At 61.6% G+C, this 18,246-nt stretch carries 16 protein-coding genes; 10 read left to right on the top strand and 6 right to left on the bottom strand.

Going from position 1 to position 18,246, the window contains the following annotated elements; all coding sequences use genetic code 11:
• Nucleotides 1-17: 17 nt before the first annotated feature.
• Nucleotides 18-572: a hypoxanthine phosphoribosyltransferase gene (gene hpt / locus OEZ71_RS11385; RefSeq protein WP_263740114.1), complete on the bottom strand. Its 555-nt coding sequence runs from the start codon at nucleotides 570-572 to the stop codon at nucleotides 18-20.
• 65 nt (nucleotides 573-637) lie between these two features.
• On the opposite strand from hpt, the gene OEZ71_RS11380 reads away from it, so the two are divergent.
• Complete coding sequence (locus OEZ71_RS11380; protein WP_263740113.1) at nucleotides 638-1,093, top strand: type II toxin-antitoxin system RatA family toxin; 456 nt, start codon at nucleotides 638-640, stop codon at nucleotides 1,091-1,093.
• Between the two features lie 53 nt (nucleotides 1,094-1,146).
• Here the strand turns inward: OEZ71_RS11380 and OEZ71_RS11375 are convergent, their stop codons facing one another.
• The 4 genes from OEZ71_RS11375 to OEZ71_RS11360 all read right to left on the bottom strand — a co-directional run bounded on the left by OEZ71_RS11375 (nucleotide 1,147) and on the right by OEZ71_RS11360 (nucleotide 4,583).
• Complete coding sequence (locus OEZ71_RS11375) at nucleotides 1,147-2,325, bottom strand: ammonium transporter (protein ID WP_263740112.1); 1,179 nt, start codon at nucleotides 2,323-2,325, stop codon at nucleotides 1,147-1,149.
• A gap of 166 nt (nucleotides 2,326-2,491) precedes the next feature.
• A complete protein-coding gene (locus OEZ71_RS11370) occupies nucleotides 2,492-2,965 on the bottom strand; it encodes a CinA family protein (RefSeq protein WP_263740111.1) in 474 nt (157 codons plus the stop codon).
• A complete protein-coding gene (locus OEZ71_RS11365) occupies nucleotides 2,962-3,462 on the bottom strand; it encodes a phosphatidylglycerophosphatase A family protein (RefSeq protein WP_263740110.1) in 501 nt (166 codons plus the stop codon). The genes OEZ71_RS11370 and OEZ71_RS11365 overlap by 4 nt, the downstream gene beginning before the upstream one ends.
• Nucleotides 3,459-4,583 (bottom strand): bifunctional 2-C-methyl-D-erythritol 4-phosphate cytidylyltransferase/2-C-methyl-D-erythritol 2,4-cyclodiphosphate synthase, encoded by a 1,125-nt coding sequence (locus OEZ71_RS11360; RefSeq protein ID WP_263740850.1) that lies wholly within the window; start codon nucleotides 4,581-4,583, stop codon nucleotides 3,459-3,461. Before OEZ71_RS11360 ends, OEZ71_RS11365 begins: the two co-directional genes overlap by 4 nt.
• 191 nt (nucleotides 4,584-4,774) lie before the next feature.
• Here OEZ71_RS11360 and dusB point away from each other — a divergent pair, with 191 nt between their 5' ends.
• From dusB to hflX, 9 genes are all read left to right on the top strand, one after another.
• On the top strand, nucleotides 4,775-5,767 hold the full coding sequence (gene dusB / locus OEZ71_RS11355) for a tRNA dihydrouridine synthase DusB (protein ID WP_263740109.1): 993 nt from the start codon (nucleotides 4,775-4,777) through the stop codon (nucleotides 5,765-5,767).
• Entirely contained in the window at nucleotides 5,764-6,843 is a 1,080-nt protein-coding gene (locus OEZ71_RS11350) for a two-component system sensor histidine kinase NtrB (protein ID WP_263740108.1), read from the top strand. Before dusB ends, OEZ71_RS11350 begins: the two co-directional genes overlap by 4 nt.
• The gene (locus OEZ71_RS11345; protein WP_263740107.1) at nucleotides 6,843-8,210 is read left to right on the top strand and encodes a sigma-54 dependent transcriptional regulator; all 1,368 of its coding nucleotides are present in this window, start codon (nucleotides 6,843-6,845) and stop codon (nucleotides 8,208-8,210) included. The genes OEZ71_RS11350 and OEZ71_RS11345 overlap by 1 nt, the downstream gene beginning before the upstream one ends.
• A 175-nt stretch (nucleotides 8,211-8,385) precedes the next feature.
• Nucleotides 8,386-10,584, top strand: a complete 2,199-nt coding sequence (locus tag OEZ71_RS11340) for a sensor histidine kinase NtrY-like (RefSeq protein WP_412175625.1) — start codon at nucleotides 8,386-8,388, stop codon at nucleotides 10,582-10,584.
• Nucleotides 10,581-11,993 (top strand): nitrogen assimilation response regulator NtrX, encoded by a 1,413-nt coding sequence (gene ntrX, locus OEZ71_RS11335; RefSeq protein WP_263740105.1) that lies wholly within the window; start codon nucleotides 10,581-10,583, stop codon nucleotides 11,991-11,993. Before OEZ71_RS11340 ends, ntrX begins: the two co-directional genes overlap by 4 nt.
• A 164-nt stretch (nucleotides 11,994-12,157) precedes the next feature.
• Nucleotides 12,158-13,534, top strand: a complete 1,377-nt coding sequence (gene trkA / locus OEZ71_RS11330; RefSeq protein WP_263740104.1) for a Trk system potassium transporter TrkA — start codon at nucleotides 12,158-12,160, stop codon at nucleotides 13,532-13,534.
• 3 nt (nucleotides 13,535-13,537) lie between these two features.
• A complete protein-coding gene (locus tag OEZ71_RS11325) occupies nucleotides 13,538-15,052 on the top strand; it encodes a TrkH family potassium uptake protein (protein WP_263740103.1) in 1,515 nt (504 codons plus the stop codon).
• Between the two features lie 138 nt (nucleotides 15,053-15,190).
• Entirely contained in the window at nucleotides 15,191-15,424 is a 234-nt protein-coding gene (hfq, locus tag OEZ71_RS11320; RefSeq protein WP_105512925.1) for an RNA chaperone Hfq, read from the top strand.
• Nucleotides 15,421-16,707 carry a GTPase HflX gene (hflX, locus tag OEZ71_RS11315; protein WP_318527848.1) on the top strand — a complete coding sequence of 429 codons (1,287 nt, stop codon included), beginning with the start codon at nucleotides 15,421-15,423 and terminating at the stop codon, nucleotides 16,705-16,707. Before hfq ends, hflX begins: the two co-directional genes overlap by 4 nt.
• A 115-nt stretch (nucleotides 16,708-16,822) precedes the next feature.
• Here the strand turns inward: hflX and glnA are convergent, their stop codons facing one another.
• Nucleotides 16,823-18,229, bottom strand: a complete 1,407-nt coding sequence (gene glnA, locus OEZ71_RS11310) for a type I glutamate--ammonia ligase (RefSeq protein WP_263740101.1) — start codon at nucleotides 18,227-18,229, stop codon at nucleotides 16,823-16,825.
• Between the last annotated feature and the right edge of the window lie 17 nt (nucleotides 18,230-18,246).

Raw genomic sequence — 18,246 nt, 5'->3', positions numbered from 1 at the left:
TAGGAAATGGCGCGGGTTCATTCCGCGTCGGCCTCATCGGTGAAGCGCACTTTTCCGATATGCGGCAGGTTCCGGTTGCGCTGCGCGAAGTCGATGCCGTAGCCCACGACGAATTCGTCAGGGATCTCGAACCCTGTCCATGTTGCCTTGATCGGCACTTCCCGGCGCGAGGGCTTGTCGAGAAGCGCGCAGACCTCCAGCCGCTTCGGCTCGCGTGAGCGTAGGAGATTGACCACATGGTGCAGCGTGAAGCCGGTATCGACGATATCTTCGACCACCAGCACGTCACGGCCCGAAATCTCGCCCCTCAGGTCTTTCAGGATACGCACCTCGCGGCTCGACTCCATCGCATCGCCATAGGAGGAGGCTTCAAGGAAATCGACCTCGACCGGCAGGTCGATCTCGCGCACCAGATCCGCAATGAAAACAAAGGAACCGCGCAGCAGGCCGACGACGACGAGTTTGTCGGTACCGTTGAACGCCCTGGTAATCTCCTTGGCCAAGGCCTCCACCCGCGCGGCGATGGACTTGGCGGATATCATTTCGTCTATGACGTAAGCACGATGCGGCATGCGGTCCCCTTGAATTCCCTTCTCCATTTAGCGACACGGGGGGCCAGAGTCACCATGGATGCGCGATGCCGACCCATTCCGAGAACCGTGTGATGCCTTATTCGGCGCGCCAGATGTATGATCTGGTGGCCGACGTCGCGCGCTATCCTGAGTTTTTGCCTTGGACTGCCGCCGCCCGCATCCGGTCACGCACGCTCCGGCCCGACGGGGCAGAGGTGATGGAGGCCGATCTGGTGATTTCGTTTAAGGTGTTTCGTGAACGGTTCGGCAGCCGGGTCGTTCTCTGGCCCGCCGAGGGGCGTATCGACACGGAATATCTCGACGGACCTTTTCAGCATATGCGATCTAACTGGTCGTTTCGCGACCGCGATGAGGGTGGCTGCGAGGTATCGTTCTTCGTCGACTTCGCGTTCAGGAACGCGATCCTGCAGAAGCTGATCGGCGTTGTGTTCGACGAGGCGATGCACCGGGTCGTGCGGGCCTTCGAGGATCGGGCGAAGGCGCTTTACGGACAGGTCTGATCCAGATGAGAACGGGGTCATTTGGCCCCGTTCATGGCGTGTGTTGAGACTTCCTACGAAGTGATGTCGTAGGCGCGCTCTCCGTGGGCGGAGATGTCGAGGCCATTGAACTCCGTTTCCGCATCCACGCGGATCGGCGTCACAAGACCGGCGAGTTTGGCCAGCGCCCAGGTTGTAATAACGGTAAAGACACCGACGATCAGGAGCGCGCCAAGCTGGGCTATCCAGTCTCCCGCGCCGAAGACAGCGATCATGATCGTGCCGAAGATGCCGCCGACTCCGTGTACGGCGAAGACATCGAGCGTGTCGTCGACGCGGATCCTGTTGCGGATGAGGGCGACGGCCTCCTGACAGAGTACGCCCGCCACCGCGCCGATCACCAGCGCCTCGATGGGGCCGACGAAACCCGACGCGGGCGTGATCGAGGCAAGCCCCGCGATGGTGCCAGTGACGAGACCGACGAGCGAGGCGCGGCCAAACTTCACCCGTTCCCAGAGAGCCCAAGTGAGCGAAGCCGTCGCGGCCGAGATATGCGTGACCGTGATCGCCATCGCAGCCCCACCGTCAGCCGCCAGCTGCGACCCACCGTTGAAACCGAACCAGCCGACCCAGAGAAGTCCCGCACCGATGGCGACAAAGCCCGGATTATGCGGCGGCGTGGTGGGGTTCTTGCGCGGGCCGATCATAACGGCGAGGACCAAGGCGGCGAGCCCCGCCGTTTCATGCACGACGATGCCGCCCGCGAAATCCTTCGTACCAATCTCGCCGAAGATGCCGCCATCCGCCAGGAACCCGCCACCCCAAATCCAATGGGCGACCGGCGCATAGACGCCAAGCATCCAGAGCGCCGAGAACAGGAGTACAAAGCCAAAACCCACCCGTTCGGCAAAGGCACCGAGGAAGAGCGCGGGTGTGATGATCGCGAAGGTCATCTGGAACGCGAAGAATAACACCTCGGGCAGAGTGCCCTTCAGCGTGGTCGCATCGACACCCATCAGGAACGCACGACTTAGCCCGCCCCAATAGGCACCCTCCCCCCCGAAGGCGATTGAATAGCCTGCAATCAGCCACAGGACGCTCATCAGGCAGGCCACGGCAAAACACTGCATGAAGACGGAAAGCACATTCCGAGACCGTACGAGCCCGCCATAGAAGAGCGAAAGCCCCGGAAGGGTCATCAAAAGGACAAGGCCGGTGGCCACGATGATCCAGGCAGTATCGGCGCCGTTCATGGATAAAGTCCTTTCGCGTTTCGTGTCGCGACGGACAGAGCCTGAACCCGATGCCAAGAAAAGCGGCACCGCGCGGTCAGATGCCAGAAAGTGCAGCAATTTCAAAACTGCCTAAACTGCGGGCAATCCTGCCCAGCATATGGTCAGGATTTGATCGGTTTTCGTATCACGCTTTGAGGACGCCGACGATCATGTTGAGCGCGTGGTCGACCGTCGCCCGGCGCACGGCATCACGTCCGATTGCGCCGAATTCGATGGTCTCTACCTGTGTCGCCGCGCCAGTTCTGGCGAGACCGAAGCACACCCGGCCCTCCGGCTTATGCTCGGAACCTCCTGGTCCTGCAATGCCGGTCACAGCGACAGCGATGTTGGCGTCTGAACGTTTCAACGCTCCTTCCGCCATTTCGCGAGCGACATCTTCGCTGACCGCGCCGAACGCATTCAGGGTTTCGGCGCGGACATCCAGCATATCCTCTTTGGCCCCATTGGAGTAGGTCACGAACCCCCTGTCGAAGACATCCGAAGACCCCGGAATGTCAGTGATCGCCGCAGCGATCAGGCCACCGGTGCAACTTTCCGCCGTTGCGATTATGGCGCCATTTGCGCGGGCGAGCGAGAGAAGTCCTTCGGCCCGGTTCATGCCCCCATGACCCCATGCGCAAGACCGGCCGCGATCATCGTGGCGATTCCGGCGAATAACCCGGCCCAAAGGTCATCCGCCATCGTGCCGAAGGCGGTGTGCTTGCGGTCGGCATAACCTACAGGCCCGGGTTTCCAGATGTCGAAGAGGCGGAAGAAGAGGAAGGCCGCGACCCAGCCCGGCCATGGAAAATTCCAGCTGTCGAGCCCCATCCACCAGAACCCGGCGGAGGGGAAGAGAAGCGCAATCCACTGGCCTGCGACTTCGTCGATGACGATCTCGGACGGATCTTTTTCATCCTGCCCCTCTACCGTTTTCGCGGTTGCCCAGAAGCCAAGCGGCGTGATGATGAGGGTGGCGACCAGCAGAAGCGGGAAATGTCCGATCCCGTGCAGAAGAAGACCGAGCGCCACGGCGACCGCCGATCCCCATGTCCCCGGCGCGGGCCTTAGGAGGCCGACGCCAAACCAGGTGGCGAGTAGGCGCGGGAAGGTCATGGCTTTACCAACGTGACGGTGGCCAGGGCGGCGATGCCTTCCTCGCGGCCGGTAAAGCCCAGCCTTTCGGAGGTGGTCGCCTTGACGCTGATCCGGTCGGGTTCTACGCCGGTGATGCGTGCGAGTTCATTTGCCATTTCAATAGCATGCGGTCCGATCTTCGGGCGTTCGCAAACCAGCGTCACATCGGCATTGGAAATCCGGTAGTCCTTTTCGCGGGCTAGTCCTGCCGCATGAGCCAGAAAGATCTGGCTTGCCGCGCCTTTCCACTGAGGGTCAGACGGTGGGAAGTGTCGGCCGATATCGCCTTCGGCCAGCGCGCCATAGATCGCGTCGGTCAGGGCGTGCATGCCGACATCGGCATCAGAGTGGCCCAGCAGACCCCTGGAATGCGGCACCCGAATACCGCAGAGCATGACATGATCACCATCGGTGAAGGCATGGACGTCATAGCCATTGCCGGTGCGGATATCCATGCCAGTCCCCAGCATCCTTTCGGCTCGGGCGAAGTCGCCGGGCCAGGTGAGTTTGATATTCTCCTCCTCGCCTTCGACGATAGCCACGTCAAGCCCCGCCGCCAACGCGACCTCGACGTCGTCAGCCGCGCCACCCGGATGGGCGCGGTGCGCGGCAAGAATTGCCGGGAAATGGAATCCCTGTGGAGTCTGGGCGCGATAAAGGCCGTCGCGGCGTTGCAGGCCGGTCACCTTTGCCCCGACTCCGGTCCAGAGCGCGTCTGTCACCGCCAGCGCAGGGGCGGCGGCAGTTGATTTCTTTAACGCGTCACGTACGCGACCGATGACGGCGGGCGACACCATCGGGCGCGCACCGTCATGGATCAAGACAAAAGAAATTTCATTCTGATCAATGCTTTCAAGTGCATTCCTGACGGATTGCGCGCGTGTCTCACCGCCTGCGACAAGCGTAACCTGCCCCGCGAATTCGGCGATACCCCGCACGATCTCGTCGGGATGAAGCACGACAATGATCCGTCCCGCGCCCCGAAAGGCAGCGACGGTCCGGGCCAGCACGCTTTGCCCGGCAAGCATCCGCCATTGCTTCGGCTCGCCACCTGCCCGTGTGCCGCGCCCGGCCGCGACGATAATGATTGCCGTATCGATCACGATTGCCTCCGTTTGCCCTGCTGTAATCCGACTGGGCTTTCTCGGCAATGCCCGGCCGCCAAGCATGCGCCGGGGGTCGCGCTTAATTTTTAGGCGCATTAAGAATGACTGCCCTGTATGGCGGCGTTATTGTTGTCTTTCTGCCTAACCGCATTTAGGACGTTAGCTGTTGCACAAGGATTAGGCATTTGGCTCTGACGCTCGGCGATATCACGCTGGACCCGCCGGTCTTTCTGGCTCCGCTCGCCGGGATCACCGACCTGCCGTTCCGTCGTGTGGTGGCACGGTTCGGTGCCGGGCTCGTGGTGTCCGAGATGGTGGCTTCTGGCGAACTTCTGACGGAAAAACCTTCAGTCCGGGCCAAAGCGCGCACTGATCTGGGGCTTGGCGACGATACCGCGACCTCCGTCCAGCTTGCGGGGCGTGAAGCGGGCGCGATGGCCGAGGCGGCGAAGGTCGTTGCCGGAATGGGGGCGCGGATCATCGACATCAACATGGGTTGCCCGGCCAAGAAAGTGACGGGCGGTCTGTCAGGGTCGGCCCTGATGCGCGATCCAGACCACGCCCTGACACTGATTGAGGCGGTCGTTGGGGCAGTCGATGTGCCCGTGACGCTGAAATGCCGTCTGGGCTGGGATACCGACTGCGTGAACGCACCCGATCTGGCGCGGCGGGCCGAGGCGGCAGGGGTGCGGATGATCACCGTCCATGGCCGTACACGGCAGCAATTCTACAAGGGATCGGCCGACTGGGCCGCTATCCGCGCTGTACGTGAAGCGGTAACGCTCCCGGTCATTGCCAATGGCGATATCGTCGATACCGCCTCGGCCCGCGCAGCGATGGAGGCGTCTGGTGCGACGGGTGTGATGGTCGGGCGCGGGGCTCAGGGCGCGCCCTGGCGGCTGGCGCAGATCGCGGCGGCTTTATTCGGCGCACCGGAGCCTATTATCCCAAATGGGAACGCACTTTCAGACATTGTTTCAGAGCATTACGAGGCGATGCTGAGTTTCTATGGGACCAAACTGGGCATACGTATCGCGCGCAAGCATTTGGGTTGGTATATGGACGAAGCCGACGCTGATCCCGCGATCCGCGCCCGAATGATGGTGGCCACCGACCCGACGGAGGTTTTGCGCCTCATCGCGCGGGCCTTTGCTGAAGCCGAAAGGTGCGCGGCATGAGCCTGCCCGCCGCCGCGACCCTCTGGGCCTCGCTGCCGGTTCCGGCAATTCTGATCGACGAAAGCGACCGGGCAGTGAACCTGAACCCCGCCGCCGAAGCATTCCTGAACGTCTCGGCCAAAGCGCTTAAGGGTCAGCCGATCTTCGATCGGCTCGCGATCGACGCGCCTCTGGAAGAGGTCTTTGCCCGGGTCCGCGCCAATCACTCCTCGCTTTTCATCAACGACATCGATGTGGGAACTGGTGACCGGGCGCCTGTCATTTGCAACCTTCAGGCGGCGCCGCTCGCCGAATATCCGGGTACCGTCATTCTGATGATCTCGCCCAGGGAACTGGCCGAGAGGTTGGGGCGCGGGCCGGGGATGAAAACGGCTGCGCGGTCCGCGATTGGTATGGCCGAAATGCTGGCGCATGAAATCAAGAATCCGCTGGCCGGCATAACCGGTGCCGCGCAACTACTTTCCATGAACCTCGGCCCGGAAGATATTGAACTCGCTGATCTTATCGTCGAGGAAAGCCGCCGGATCGTTAAACTGCTGGAACAGGTGGAACAGTTCGGTAATCTGCGCGCACCAGAGGCTAAACCGGTCAACATCCACGACGTGCTAGACCGTGCGCGTCGCTCCGCACTTCTGGGTTTCGCCGCGCATATGACGATCTCCGAGGATTACGATCCCTCGCTGCCGCCGACGGCGGGTGATGCCGATCAGCTTTTGCAAGTGATCCTCAATCTTCTGAAGAACGCGGCCGAGGCGACGAAGGGGGCGGCCGGTACGATCCGGCTGCACACATATTACGATCACGGGCTGCGCCTGCGCCGGGCCGATGGCGGCGGCGTATCGCTGCCCCTTCAGATCGAGATCACCGATGACGGGCCGGGCATTCCGCCCGATCTCGCGGGTGACATCTTCGACCCTTTCGTATCCGGACGCGAGAATGGCACGGGCCTTGGCCTCGCATTGGTATCCAAGATCGTGGCCGATCACGGCGGCTGGATCACGGTGGAGTCAGTGCCGGGTCGCACCACGTTCCGCCTGTCTTTGCCCGTCGCGCCCAAACCTGAGGAGGCACCCTGATGGATGGAACTGTCCTGGTCGCTGATGACGACCGCACGATCCGAACGGTGTTGACACAGGCCCTGACGCGGGCAGGCTGCAAGGTCCATGCGACCTCATCCATGGTCACGCTGATGCGCTGGGTCGAGGAGGGTAAGGGCGATCTGGTGATTTCAGACGTGGTCATGCCGGACGGAAACGGGATCGAGGCGCTGCCGAAAATCGCCGCCGAAAGGCCGGGTCTGCCGGTTATCGTGATTTCGGCGCAAAATACGATCATGACCGCCATTCAGGCGGCCGAGGCCGAGGCCTACGACTACCTGCCAAAGCCCTTCGATCTGCCCGATCTTATGAAACGCGCGGCTCGTGCGCTGAGTCAGAAGCGGCGGGTGGCCGTGCCCGAACCCGCGCCGCGCGAAGGTGGGGACGACCTGCCGCTCGTCGGTCGCACGCCGGCCATGCAGGCGCTTTACCGTCTGGTGGCGCGTGTGATGAATGCAGATCTGCCAGTGCTGATCACCGGTGAATCGGGGACCGGCAAGTCGCTGGTAGCCCGCGCGATCCACGATTTTTCGGACAGGCGAACCTTGCCCTTTGTCATTGTGCAGGCTGCCGAGTTGCAGGGGGTCGATGGCCCTTCGGCGGTTCTGTCGCGGGCTCGGGGCGGGACGATTGTCTTCGATGAGATCGGCGATTTTGATGCCGAGGCGCAGGGACGGATCGTGCGCATGATCGATGCGCTGCCCGCCACCGCACCGCGCATCCTTGCCACCAGCCAGCAGGATCTGGCCGCGCGAATGGAGGCGGGCAGCTTCCGTGATGACCTCTTTTACCGGATCGGCGGGGTGACAATGACCGTTCCCCCCTTGCGCGACCGGGTGGATGATATCCCGCTGTTGGCCGAGCATTTCCTTGCCCGGGCCGAGCGGGACGGCTTGCCACGGCGACGGATGGCGCAGGACGCAATGGCTTTGATCCGGGCCTATCGTTGGCCAGGCAATGTTCGGCAGTTGGAAAACACGCTCAGACGGCTTGCCGTGACCGCGCTTGAGGCCGAGATCACCAAGGCAGAGGTCGAGGTTGTCCTTGGCGGCACACCCGCCCCTCTGCCGCGCAGCGATGTAACCGAACTGACCGAACGGCTTTCCGCCTCCATCGCGCGTCATCTGCGGCGCTATTTCGACCTGCATGGCGACGGGCTGCCGCCGCCGGGGCTCTACGACCGCATTCTGAGGGAAATGGAACTGCCGCTGATCGAGATTGCGCTGGAGGCGACCGGGGGAAATCAGGCGAAGTGCGCCGATCTTCTCGGCATCAATCGCAATACTTTGCGCAAGAAGATCACTGACCTAGATATCCGCGTGACACGGCGCCGCAAGTTGATGTAAAACAGCAACACAAACCGTGGCCCATCTGCGTCAGCAGGTGCAAGGATCACGATATATCGGCGATGGCCGCGTTTGCGGCCCAAGATCAGGGGCGAGCCTCGTGCAGGGCTTAGCGCGCAGTGCATCATGGGAGCGTTTCACGCGGTTGCGGCGGCAACGGCGTTTCCAGAATGTCATGACGCTGGGTCTGGTCGTTCTCGGTCCGCTACTGGCGATCGCAACTTTCATTGCGCTTGGGCCTTTCGGACAGGGGGCAGAGTCAGATTCGCTCCGCCTGATCCTGCTTGCCGACCTCGTCTATTTCCTGGCACTCGGCGGCATGGTGCTGGCCCGGCTGGCGCGGATGATTGCCGCGCGGCGCGCGCGTTCGGCAGGTTCGCGCCTGCATATGCGCCTTACGGGTATTTTTGCCGGAATCGCGCTGGTGCCGACGATCCTCGTAGCGATTTTTGCCGGGCTGACCGTCAATATCGGTCTGGAGGGTTGGTTTTCCGACCGTGTCCGCGGAGTTGTCGGCACATCGCTGACGGCCGCCGAAGCCTATCAGGAGGAACACCGTCAAGATCTGATTACCGATGCCACGGCCTTGGCGGATTTCCTCAACCGCGCGAAAGAAGCGACGTTCCTTTTACCCGACGCCGATCTGCGCCAGCTTCTGACCCAGGGCCAGACCCAGATCCAGCGCGGTTTGCGCGAGGCCTATGTCATCGACGGAAGCGGCGAGATCAGGGCGCGTGGTGAACGGTCCTATCTCTTTGATTTCGAGCAGCCAAGCAGTGAGGAAATAACCCGCGCGCGCGGTGGTGAAACGGTATTGGTCGAAGACTGGGATAACAACGAATTCCGCGCGCTGATCGCGCTGCCGGCCTTTGCCGACCGTATGCTCTATGTAAGCCGGAACGTTGACGGTCAGATCCTTAACCTCTTGGATGACACCCGCGCCACTGTGGCGCTTTACCAGCAGCTTGAAGCGTCGCGGGGGCGGGTCCTTTTTGAATTCGGCCTCGTCTATGTCGGCTTCGCGCTCCTCCTCGTTCTGGCTGCGACGTGGATGGGGCTGTGGGTGGCTGAACGCTTGTCGCGCCCCGTAGGTCGGTTGGCGGGGGCTGCGCAGCGCGTTGGAGCGGGTGATCTGGAAGTGCAGGTGGTGGAAGAGGAAGGCGACGACGAAATCGCCATGCTCGGCCGGGTCTTCAACCAGATGACGCGGCAACTCAATACTCAGCGGCAGGCCCTGATGGACAGCCACCGGGCGACCGAACGGCGGAGGCGGCTGTTTGACTCGGTTCTCTCTTCGGTTACGTCCGGGGTCATCGGCCTCGATGCAGAAGGAAATGTCGATTTCCTGAACCGCGCTGCGACCCGGCTTTTGGGTCTGGATGAGGAAACCGACCACGACCGCCCGCTGGCCGAGGCCGTCCCCGAATTCTCCACGCTCTTTGACCGGCTCCGTGACGGGATCGGCGAGGTCGCGCAGGAGGAAATCAAGGTCAGCCGGGAAGGCCGGCTGGAAAGCCTTCTGGTGCGCATGGCGATCAGGCGCAATGCCGAAGAGCGGCTGGAAGGTTACGTCGTCGCCTTCGACGATGTGACCGAGCTTGTCAGCGCGCAGCGCATGGCTGCCTGGGGTGACGTTGCCCGCCGCATCGCACACGAGATCAAGAACCCGCTGACCCCAATCCAGCTTTCGGCCGAACGCATCCGGCGCAAATTCACCGGGCTCGTGGGGGAGCAATCGGAGAACCTCGAACAGATGACGGACGTCATCGTCCGCCAGACCGGCGACCTGCGGCGCATCGTCGACGAGTTTTCCAAATTCGCCCGCATGCCTGAGCCCGACCGGCGCGACCATGATCTGACCAAGCTCATGCGTGATGCGGTGACGTTGCAGGACGGCGCGCTGCACGGTGCCAAACTAAGTGCCGATCTACCAAACGAACCAGTGATCGTGGAACTCGATGCGACGATGATCTCGCAGGCTGTCACGAACCTGATCAAGAACGGCGGCGAAGCGATTGAGTCGCTCTTGGAAGCGGGCGCGCCCGAGGGCTACGCGCCCGAGGTCCGCGTGTCGATGGAAGCCACGCCCGCCTTGGTCACGATCCGCATTGCCGATAACGGCATTGGCCTTCCGGAAGACCGGGCGCGGCTCTTTGAGCCGTATGTGACGACGCGCGAGAAGGGCACCGGTCTTGGCCTGTCCATCGTCAAGAAAATCATCGAGGAACATGGCGGCACGCTCATCCTGACCGATGCCGATCCATTTGAAGTGGGCGCCCGCAGGGGCGCGATGGCCGAAATTCGTCTGCCAAGGGCGAAGACCGGTCGAGGGCAGAAAGACAAAGCCGTAGAAACGGCCGGAGGTGGTAGATGAACGACATTCTGATCGTCGACGACGAACGTGATATCCGAGAACTGATTTCTGACATCCTGAAGGATGAAGGTTTTACGACCCGGCTGGCATCCAACTCGGATGAATGCATGGCCGAGATCAATGCCGAACCGCCGGCGCTGATGGTGCTCGATATCTGGCTGAAGGACAGCCGGATGGACGGGATCGACATTCTGAAGACGGTGAAGCGGGACAACCCTGACGTGCCGATCATCATCATCTCGGGTCACGGCAATATCGAGATCGCAGTCGCAGCCATCAAGCAGGGTGCTTATGACTTTATCGAGAAACCCTTCAACATTGACCAGTTGACGGTCGTGATCGCGCGGGCGATGGAAACCTCTCGCCTGCGTCGCGAAAACGCGTCGCTTCGGCGTGGCGATGTGGCGTCATCCGACATGATCGGGTCCAGCCATTCGTTCCGTGCGCTGAAGGCTCAGCTCGACAAGGTGACCAAATCCAATGGCCGTGTGATGCTGACCGGCCAGCCCGGCTCGGGCAAGGAGGTTGCGGCGCGTTACATTCACGTCAATTCCAACCGGGCAAGTGGTCCGTTCATTTCGGTTGCCTCGGCCTCCATTGAACCGGAGCGCATGGAAGAGGTGCTTTTCGGGCGCGAAACACCGGAACGTGGCGTGGAAAAGGGTCTGTTGGAGCAGGCGCATGGCGGCGTCGTCTATTTTGACGAGGTGGCCGATATGCCTTCGGGCACGCAGTCGAAGATCCTTCGGGTGCTGACCGAACAGCAATTCACCCGGGTTGGCGGAGCCGACAAGGTTCGCGTCGATCTCAGGGTGATTTCGTCGACGACGCGCGATCTGGCCAATGAAATCGCGGCGGGCCGGTTCCGGCAGGAGCTTTACGACCGTCTCAATGTCGTTCCTATCGCGGTGCCGTCCCTAGAGGAACGCCGCGAGGACATTCCAGAATTGTCACGGCATTTCGTGGCCGCGTTCAATAAAAGCCAGGGCCTGCCGCTGCGCGACCTGTCGGAAGAGGCCGAGGCGCTGATGCAGACGATGGCATGGCCGGGAAATATCCGTCAGCTTCGCAATGTAATCGAGCGGGTTTTGATCCTTGGCGATTCCAGCGGCCCGATCGACGCCCGCGAACTGCCGGGGCAGAGCGAGGGGCCTGAGGAAGAAGGTCGCGTGGTTCTGTCCGGTGGGCTTGCGACCCTTCCGCTGCGCGAGGCGCGTGAACTCTTTGAGCGTGAGTACCTGCTCACCCAGATCAACAGGTTCGGCGGCAATATCAGCCGCACCGCGACCTTTGTCGGCATGGAACGGTCGGCTCTGCATCGCAAACTCAAATCGCTCGGGGTGGTCACGACCTCCAAATCCGGCGCGCGCGTGGCGCATGTTGAGGAGGAAGAGGAAGAGGAGGTCTGAGGACGTCTGGCCAGAACAACCGGGGGCGGAGGGATTTTGAAGCAAAATCCTTCCAAGAAAAGTTTTAAGACAAAACTTTTCCGCCACCGGCGCTCGGAACTGGGCACGTTGACCGCGCATCGACCTCCGCCTATCAAGTAGCGCAGTCTCATGCTGGAGCGATCATGAAAGTCATCATTTGCGGCGCCGGACAGGTCGGCTGGCAGATCGCACGGCACCTTTCAGGCGAAAAGAACGATGTGACGGTCGTCGACAGCAATGCCGAGCTTGTCCGTCGCGCCACCGAGGCGCTGGATGTGCAAGGGGTGGCGGGGTTCGCTTCTTATCCGGATATTCTCGAACGGGCGGGCGCACGCGATGCCGACATGATCATCGCCGCCACCCATTCGGATGAGGTCAACATGGTCACCTGCCAGGTGGCGCATTCGGTTTTTGGCATCACCCGCAAGATCGCCCGCCTGCGGGCGCAGTCGTACATGGACGCGATTTATTCTGACCTTTACCGGCGCGATCATCTGCCGATCGACGTGGTGATCAGCCCTGAACGCGAAGTGGCGGAGGCCGCACTGCAACGGCTCGCTGCGCCTGCGACATTCGACACCGAAAGCTTCATGAACGGGAAAGCGCAGCTTCTTGGCATTTCGTTGAGCGAGGAATGTCCGGTCCTGAACACCCCTCTGCGCCAGCTCACCGATCTCTTCTCGACGCTCCGTGCGATCGTTGTCGGCATCCGGCGCGAAGGCAGACTTTTCGCGCCCGAGCCGGATGACCAGCTTTTCGCAGATGATCAGATCTATGTCTTTTCTCATGTCGAGGACGTCAACCGAACGCTCGACATCTTCGGAAAGACAACAAAGAAGCAGGAGCGGATCGTCATCATCGGCGGCGGCAATGTCGGTCTGGCCGTGGCCCGTGCGCTGGAAAGCCGCACTGACCGTATTCGCGCCAAGATGATCGAAAAGAACCGCGGCAATGCCGAACGGGCAGCGGATTCACTTGAACGGACGATCGTTCTCAATGGCGACGGCATGAATATGGATATTCTCGCCGAGGCTAATATCGAACGCGCGGATGCGGTGCTGGCCGTCACGGATGACGATAAGACCAATATCCTCGCTGCCGTCCGCGCCAAGCAGGCCGGATGCCCGATGGCCATCGCGCTTATCAACGACCCGACGCTGGTGCCGCTGATGGGGGCGCTCGACATCGACGCCTATATCAACCCGCGCGCGACGACCGTTTCGTCGATCCTGCGTCACATCCGTCATGGCCGTGTCCGCGCGATCTATTCCATCGGCGATGCGGAGGCAGAGGTGATCGAGGCTCAGGTCCTGTCGACCTCGCCCATCGCGGGCCGCCCGGTGCGGGACATCGAGTTTCCCGAGGGCGTACTGATGGGGGCGCTGATGAAGGGGGACAAGGTGGTCAAGCCGACGGGGGATACCCGGGTAGAGGAGGGGGATGTCATCGCGCTCTTCTGCATGGCGGGCGACATCCCCGAGGTCGAGCGGCTGTTACAAGTCTCGATCGACTTCTTCTGATCGATGCGCCGCCTTCATCAGATTCCGTTCATGGTGATCCTGATGGGGATCTTCGCCCTGGCCATGTATGTGCCTGCCGTCCATGGGTTCTCGGTTCGCAACTACGAGGTTTCACGCGCATTCTTCTATTCCGGCACCCTGTTTCTGATGGTCACGATCCTGCTGGGTATCGCAACAGCGGCCAATCGCACCCGTCAGCCGGCACGCGATCAACTTCTGACATTGCTCGGCGCTTTCACGGTTCTGCCGCTTATGCTGGCGGTCCCATTTTCGGAAGCAGTACCGGACACATCCTTCTACAACGCCTGGTGGGAGATGGTTTCGTCCCTGACAACGACCGGCGCCACCCTTTTCGATCCCGGAAGATTGCCCGGATCTGTCCATCTCTGGCGCGCCCTTGTCGGCTGGATGGGGGGCTTCTTCGTACTGCTGACCGCGATCGCCATCCTTGCGCCAATGAACCTTGGCGGGTTCGAGGTTCTGACCGGGGCGCCGGCCGGGCAGGGCGCGACAGCAGGCGGGCAGGCATTGCAGCGCACCGGCCCGAATGAAAGCTTGTGGCGCTATACCGTGACGCTTTTTCCCGCCTATGCAGGACTGACGCTGGTGCTTTGGATCGGTCTGATCCTCGCCGGCGATCGGGCGTTGGTTGCAGCCTGCCATGCGATGTCGACGCTTGCCACGTCGGGCATCTCCCCGGTCGGGGGCATGGCCGGGTCCGATGCCGGGGTGGCCGGTGAGGCTATTATCTTCGTGTTTCTCGTCTTCGGTCTTTCGCGGCGTCTCTATCCATCCGGTCGCACGCTGCAGGCGGTGCGCGGTCTGTCGGAGGATCCGGAACTCCGTATGGCGCTCCTTCTGGTCACCGTTGTCCCGGCACTTTTGTTCCTTCGCCACTGGATGGGCGCGCTGGAGGTCGATGAGGTTAAGGACACGGTCGCGGCCTTGTCCGCACTTTGGGGCACGGTCTTTACGGTCTTGTCCTTCCTGACCACCACGGGCTTCGAATCGATCGATTGGGCTGAGGCGCGGACCTGGTCGGGACTGGCGACGCCGGGCCTTATCCTCGCCGGGCTTGCCGTGATCGGCGGCGGTGTCGCGACGACGGCCGGAGGGGTGAAGCTGCTGCGAGTCTACGCGCTCTACCGGCATGGCGAACGGGAGGTTGAGCGCCTGATCCACCCGAACTCCATTGGTGGATCAGGGGCGCAGGCACGCAAGTTGCGGCGGCAGGGAGCGCAGATGGCATGGATCTTCTTCATGCTCTTTGCCCTCGCCATCGCGGTTACGATGCTGGCCCTTTCGCTGACCGGGCTCGATTTCGTATCATCAACGACTTTTGCCGTGGCCGCGCTTTCGACCACCGGTCCTCTGGCAAATGTGACCGCAGGCTCGCCCCTCAGCTGGGCGGATCTCGACGGCGTGGCCCGTGTCATCGTCGGCGCGGCGATGGTTCTTGGTCGCCTTGAAACGCTTGCGATCATCGCCTTGCTCAACCCGGAGTTCTGGCGCGGTTGACCGGAACTGCGACAATCCAAGAAAAATCATACTTTTGGGCTGGAAAGTCGGAAATTCTTTCGCATACTCGCCCCAAGCTCCCGGTGCAGCGCCGAGGGGCGTTTACGCGCGTATAGAAAACAAAAGGCGACGATAAACATGGCTGCCGACAAACAAAATTTGCAGGATGCTTTTCTTAACCACGTCCGCAAAGCAAAGGTTCCGGTGACGATCTTCCTGATCAACGGGGTGAAGCTTCAGGGGGTGATCACCTGGTTCGACAATTTCTGCGTCCTTCTGCGCCGTGACGGCCAGTCGCAGCTTGTGTACAAGCATGCGATCTCGACCATCATGCCGGGGCAGCCGATCTCGCTTTACGAGGGCGAAGACTGAACACTCCCGTTACCGTCAAGGACAGGCCCGTCAAGGCTTATGTCCTGCATCCCGATCTGAAATCCGGCCGGACCGCGCGCCGGATGCCTGAACACGCATTGGCGGAGGCGGTGTCGCTGGCTGCGGCGCTTCCCAACCTTGAAATCGCAGGGTCCGAGATCGTCCGGTTGCCCAAGGTGCAGCCGGGTATGCTGTTCGGTTCGGGCAAGATCGCCGAATTAAAGGCCCGGTTTGCAGCCGCTGACGTTGAACTCGTTCTGGTCGATGGACCTGTCAGCCCGGTGCAGCAGAGAAATCTGGAAAAGGAATGGGGCGTGAAGCTCCTCGACCGGACCGGCCTGATCCTCGAGATCTTTGCCGATCGGGCGCGGACGCGGGAAGGCGTGTTGCAGGTGGAGCTTGCGGCGCTTTCGTACCAACGCACGCGGCTTGTTCGCGCATGGACCCACCTTGAGCGCCAGCGCGGCGGGTTGGGCTTCGTCGGTGGTCCTGGGGAAACGCAGATCGAGGCCGACCGCCGCGCCATCGACGAAGAGGTGGTGAAGATCCGCCGCCAATTGGCCAAGGTGGTCAAGACACGCGAGTTGCACCGCGCCGCGCGTCGCAAGGTGCCGTTCCCGATCGTTGCGCTGGTTGGTTATACGAACGCCGGCAAATCGACGCTTTTCAACCGCATGACGGGGGCGGAGGTGCTGGCAAAGGACATGCTTTTTGCAACGCTCGATCCAACCATGCGGGGGGTTGAATTGCCCTCGGGCAAGAAAGTGATCCTGTCCGACACGGTGGGTTTCATCTCCGATCTGCCGACGCAATTGGTCGCGGCTTTCCGCGCCACGCTGGAAGAGGTTCTGGAGGCCGACCTTATCCTCCATGTCCGCGATATCGCCCATCCCGAAACTGAGGAACAGGCGGCTGATGTGAGTGATATCCTTGAAAGCCTCGGGGTCGATGAAGATGTGCCGATGTTCGAGGTCTGGAACAAGATCGACCTGCTTGCTCCGCCGCTCCGCGAGGCGCTGGAGGTGCAGGACGCGCGGACGCCCGGCATTCATGCCGTCTCAGCTCTAACGGGTGAGGGTTTGCCTGCGCTTCTTGAAGCGATCAATGGTACGCTCGACGAACCCCGGGAAGAGACGAATATTGACCTGCCATTCCAGGCAGGGAAGGAAAGGGCGTGGCTGCACCGCGAAGGGGTGGTTCAGAAGGAAACGGAAACCAGTGACGGATTCCGGCTGCTGGTTCGCTGGTCAGCGCGTCAGAAGGCCGCGTTCGAAAGCCTCTGAGAAAACCTCAGTGACCCCGCGGCAAGATCTATTAACCCCCCGATTGACTCGACGCCTGCGCCAGAAATGAAAAGGGCACCCTAAGGCGCCCTTTCTTATTTCAGTGCAGATCGGCTCAGCAGCTGTAGTACATCTGGTACTCGATCGGATGCGGTGTGTGTTCGTAGGCATAGACCTCTTCCCACTTCAGCGCGAGATAGCCGTCGATCTGGTCTTTGGTGAACACGTCACCCGCCAGCAGGAAGGCGTGGTCCGCGTCGAGCGCCTCAAGTGCTTCGCGCAAGGAACCGCAGACGGTCGGGATGCCGGCCAGTTCCTCCGGCGGCAGATCGTAAAGGTCCTTGTCCGATGCGGGGCCCGGATCGATCTTGTTCTTGATGCCGTCAAGACCGGCCATCAGGAGCGCGGCAAAGGCCAGATAGGGGTTCGCCGCCGGATCGGGGAAACGTGCCTCGACGCGCTTGGCCTTCGGGCTTTCGGTCCACGGGATCCGGACGCAGCCCGAGCGGTTGCGGGCGGAATAGGCGCGCAGCACCGGCGCCTCGAAGCCCGGGATCAGGCGCTTGTAGGAGTTCGTCGACGGGTTGGTGAAGGCATTGAGCGTCTTCGCATGCTTAAGGATGCCGCCGATGAACCACAGGGCTTCCTGGCTGAGGTCGGCATATTTGTCGCCCGCGAAAAGGGGCTTGCCGCCCTTCCAGATCGACATGTTGACGTGCATCCCGGAGCCGTTGTCGCCTTTCATCGGCTTCGGCATGAAGGTGGCCGACTTGCCGTAGGCGTGGGCCACGTTGTGGATCACGTATTTGTACTTCTGGATGTTGTCGGCCTGCTCGACGAGCCCGCCGAAGATCATGCCCAGCTCATGCTGGGCGGTCGCGACCTCGTGGTGGTGCTTGTCGACCTTGATGCCCATGCGCTTCATGGTCGAGAGCATCTCGCCCCTCAGGTCCTGCGCCGCGTCGATCGGGTTCACCGGGAAATAGCCGCCCTTGTGGCCGGCGCGGTGACCCTGGTTGCCCATCTCGTATTCGGTATCGGTGTTCCAGGCGGCGTCATGCGCGTCGATCTGGTAGGCCACTTTCTGCGGTGTCACCGAGTAACGCACATCGTCGAAGATGAAGAACTCGGCCTCGGGTCCGAAATAGGCCACATCGCCGATGCCGGACGCCTTGAGATACGCCTCGGCCTTGGACGCCGTGCCACGCGGGTCGCGGCTATAGGGCTCGCCCGTATCCGGCTCGGCGACGTTGCAATGGATGCAGAGCGTCTTTTCGGCGTAGAACGGGTCGATATAGACCGAGGACGTGTCCGGGATCAGCTTCATGTCGGACTGGTCGATCGACTTCCATCCGGCGATGGAGGAGCCATCGAACATGAAGCCTTCCTCGAAGAAATCCTCGTCGATGATGTCGACGATCAGCGTTACGTGCTGCAGCTTGCCCTTGGGGTCGGTAAAGCGGACGTCGACATATTCGACCTCCTCGTCCTTGATCAGTTTCAGAACGTCCTTGGCGCTCATCTCGTCTGTCCTTCTGA

This window comes from Albidovulum litorale, assembly GCF_025751495.1.
Taxonomy (GTDB): domain Bacteria; phylum Pseudomonadota; class Alphaproteobacteria; order Rhodobacterales; family Rhodobacteraceae; genus Albidovulum; species Albidovulum litorale.
This window is presented reverse-complemented; position numbering and strand designations above follow the sequence as displayed.

Coding starts and splice junctions, on each gene's coding strand:
- hpt (WP_263740114.1), bottom strand. CDS start 572: ATGCCGCATCGTGCTTACGTCATAGACGAAATGATATCCGCCAAGTCC.
- OEZ71_RS11380 (WP_263740113.1), top strand. CDS start 638: ATGCCGACCCATTCCGAGAACCGTGTGATGCCTTATTCGGCGCGCCAG.
- OEZ71_RS11375 (WP_263740112.1), bottom strand. CDS start 2,325: ATGAACGGCGCCGATACTGCCTGGATCATCGTGGCCACCGGCCTTGTC.
- OEZ71_RS11370 (WP_263740111.1), bottom strand. CDS start 2,965: ATGAACCGGGCCGAAGGACTTCTCTCGCTCGCCCGCGCAAATGGCGCC.
- OEZ71_RS11365 (WP_263740110.1), bottom strand. CDS start 3,462: ATGACCTTCCCGCGCCTACTCGCCACCTGGTTTGGCGTCGGCCTCCTA.
- OEZ71_RS11350 (WP_263740108.1), top strand. CDS start 5,764: ATGAGCCTGCCCGCCGCCGCGACCCTCTGGGCCTCGCTGCCGGTTCCG.
- OEZ71_RS11345 (WP_263740107.1), top strand. CDS start 6,843: ATGGATGGAACTGTCCTGGTCGCTGATGACGACCGCACGATCCGAACG.
- OEZ71_RS11340 (WP_412175625.1), top strand. CDS start 8,386: ATGACGCTGGGTCTGGTCGTTCTCGGTCCGCTACTGGCGATCGCAACT.
- ntrX (WP_263740105.1), top strand. CDS start 10,581: ATGAACGACATTCTGATCGTCGACGACGAACGTGATATCCGAGAACTG.
- trkA (WP_263740104.1), top strand. CDS start 12,158: ATGAAAGTCATCATTTGCGGCGCCGGACAGGTCGGCTGGCAGATCGCA.
- OEZ71_RS11325 (WP_263740103.1), top strand. CDS start 13,538: ATGCGCCGCCTTCATCAGATTCCGTTCATGGTGATCCTGATGGGGATC.
- hfq (WP_105512925.1), top strand. CDS start 15,191: ATGGCTGCCGACAAACAAAATTTGCAGGATGCTTTTCTTAACCACGTC.
- glnA (WP_263740101.1), bottom strand. CDS start 18,229: ATGAGCGCCAAGGACGTTCTGAAACTGATCAAGGACGAGGAGGTCGAA.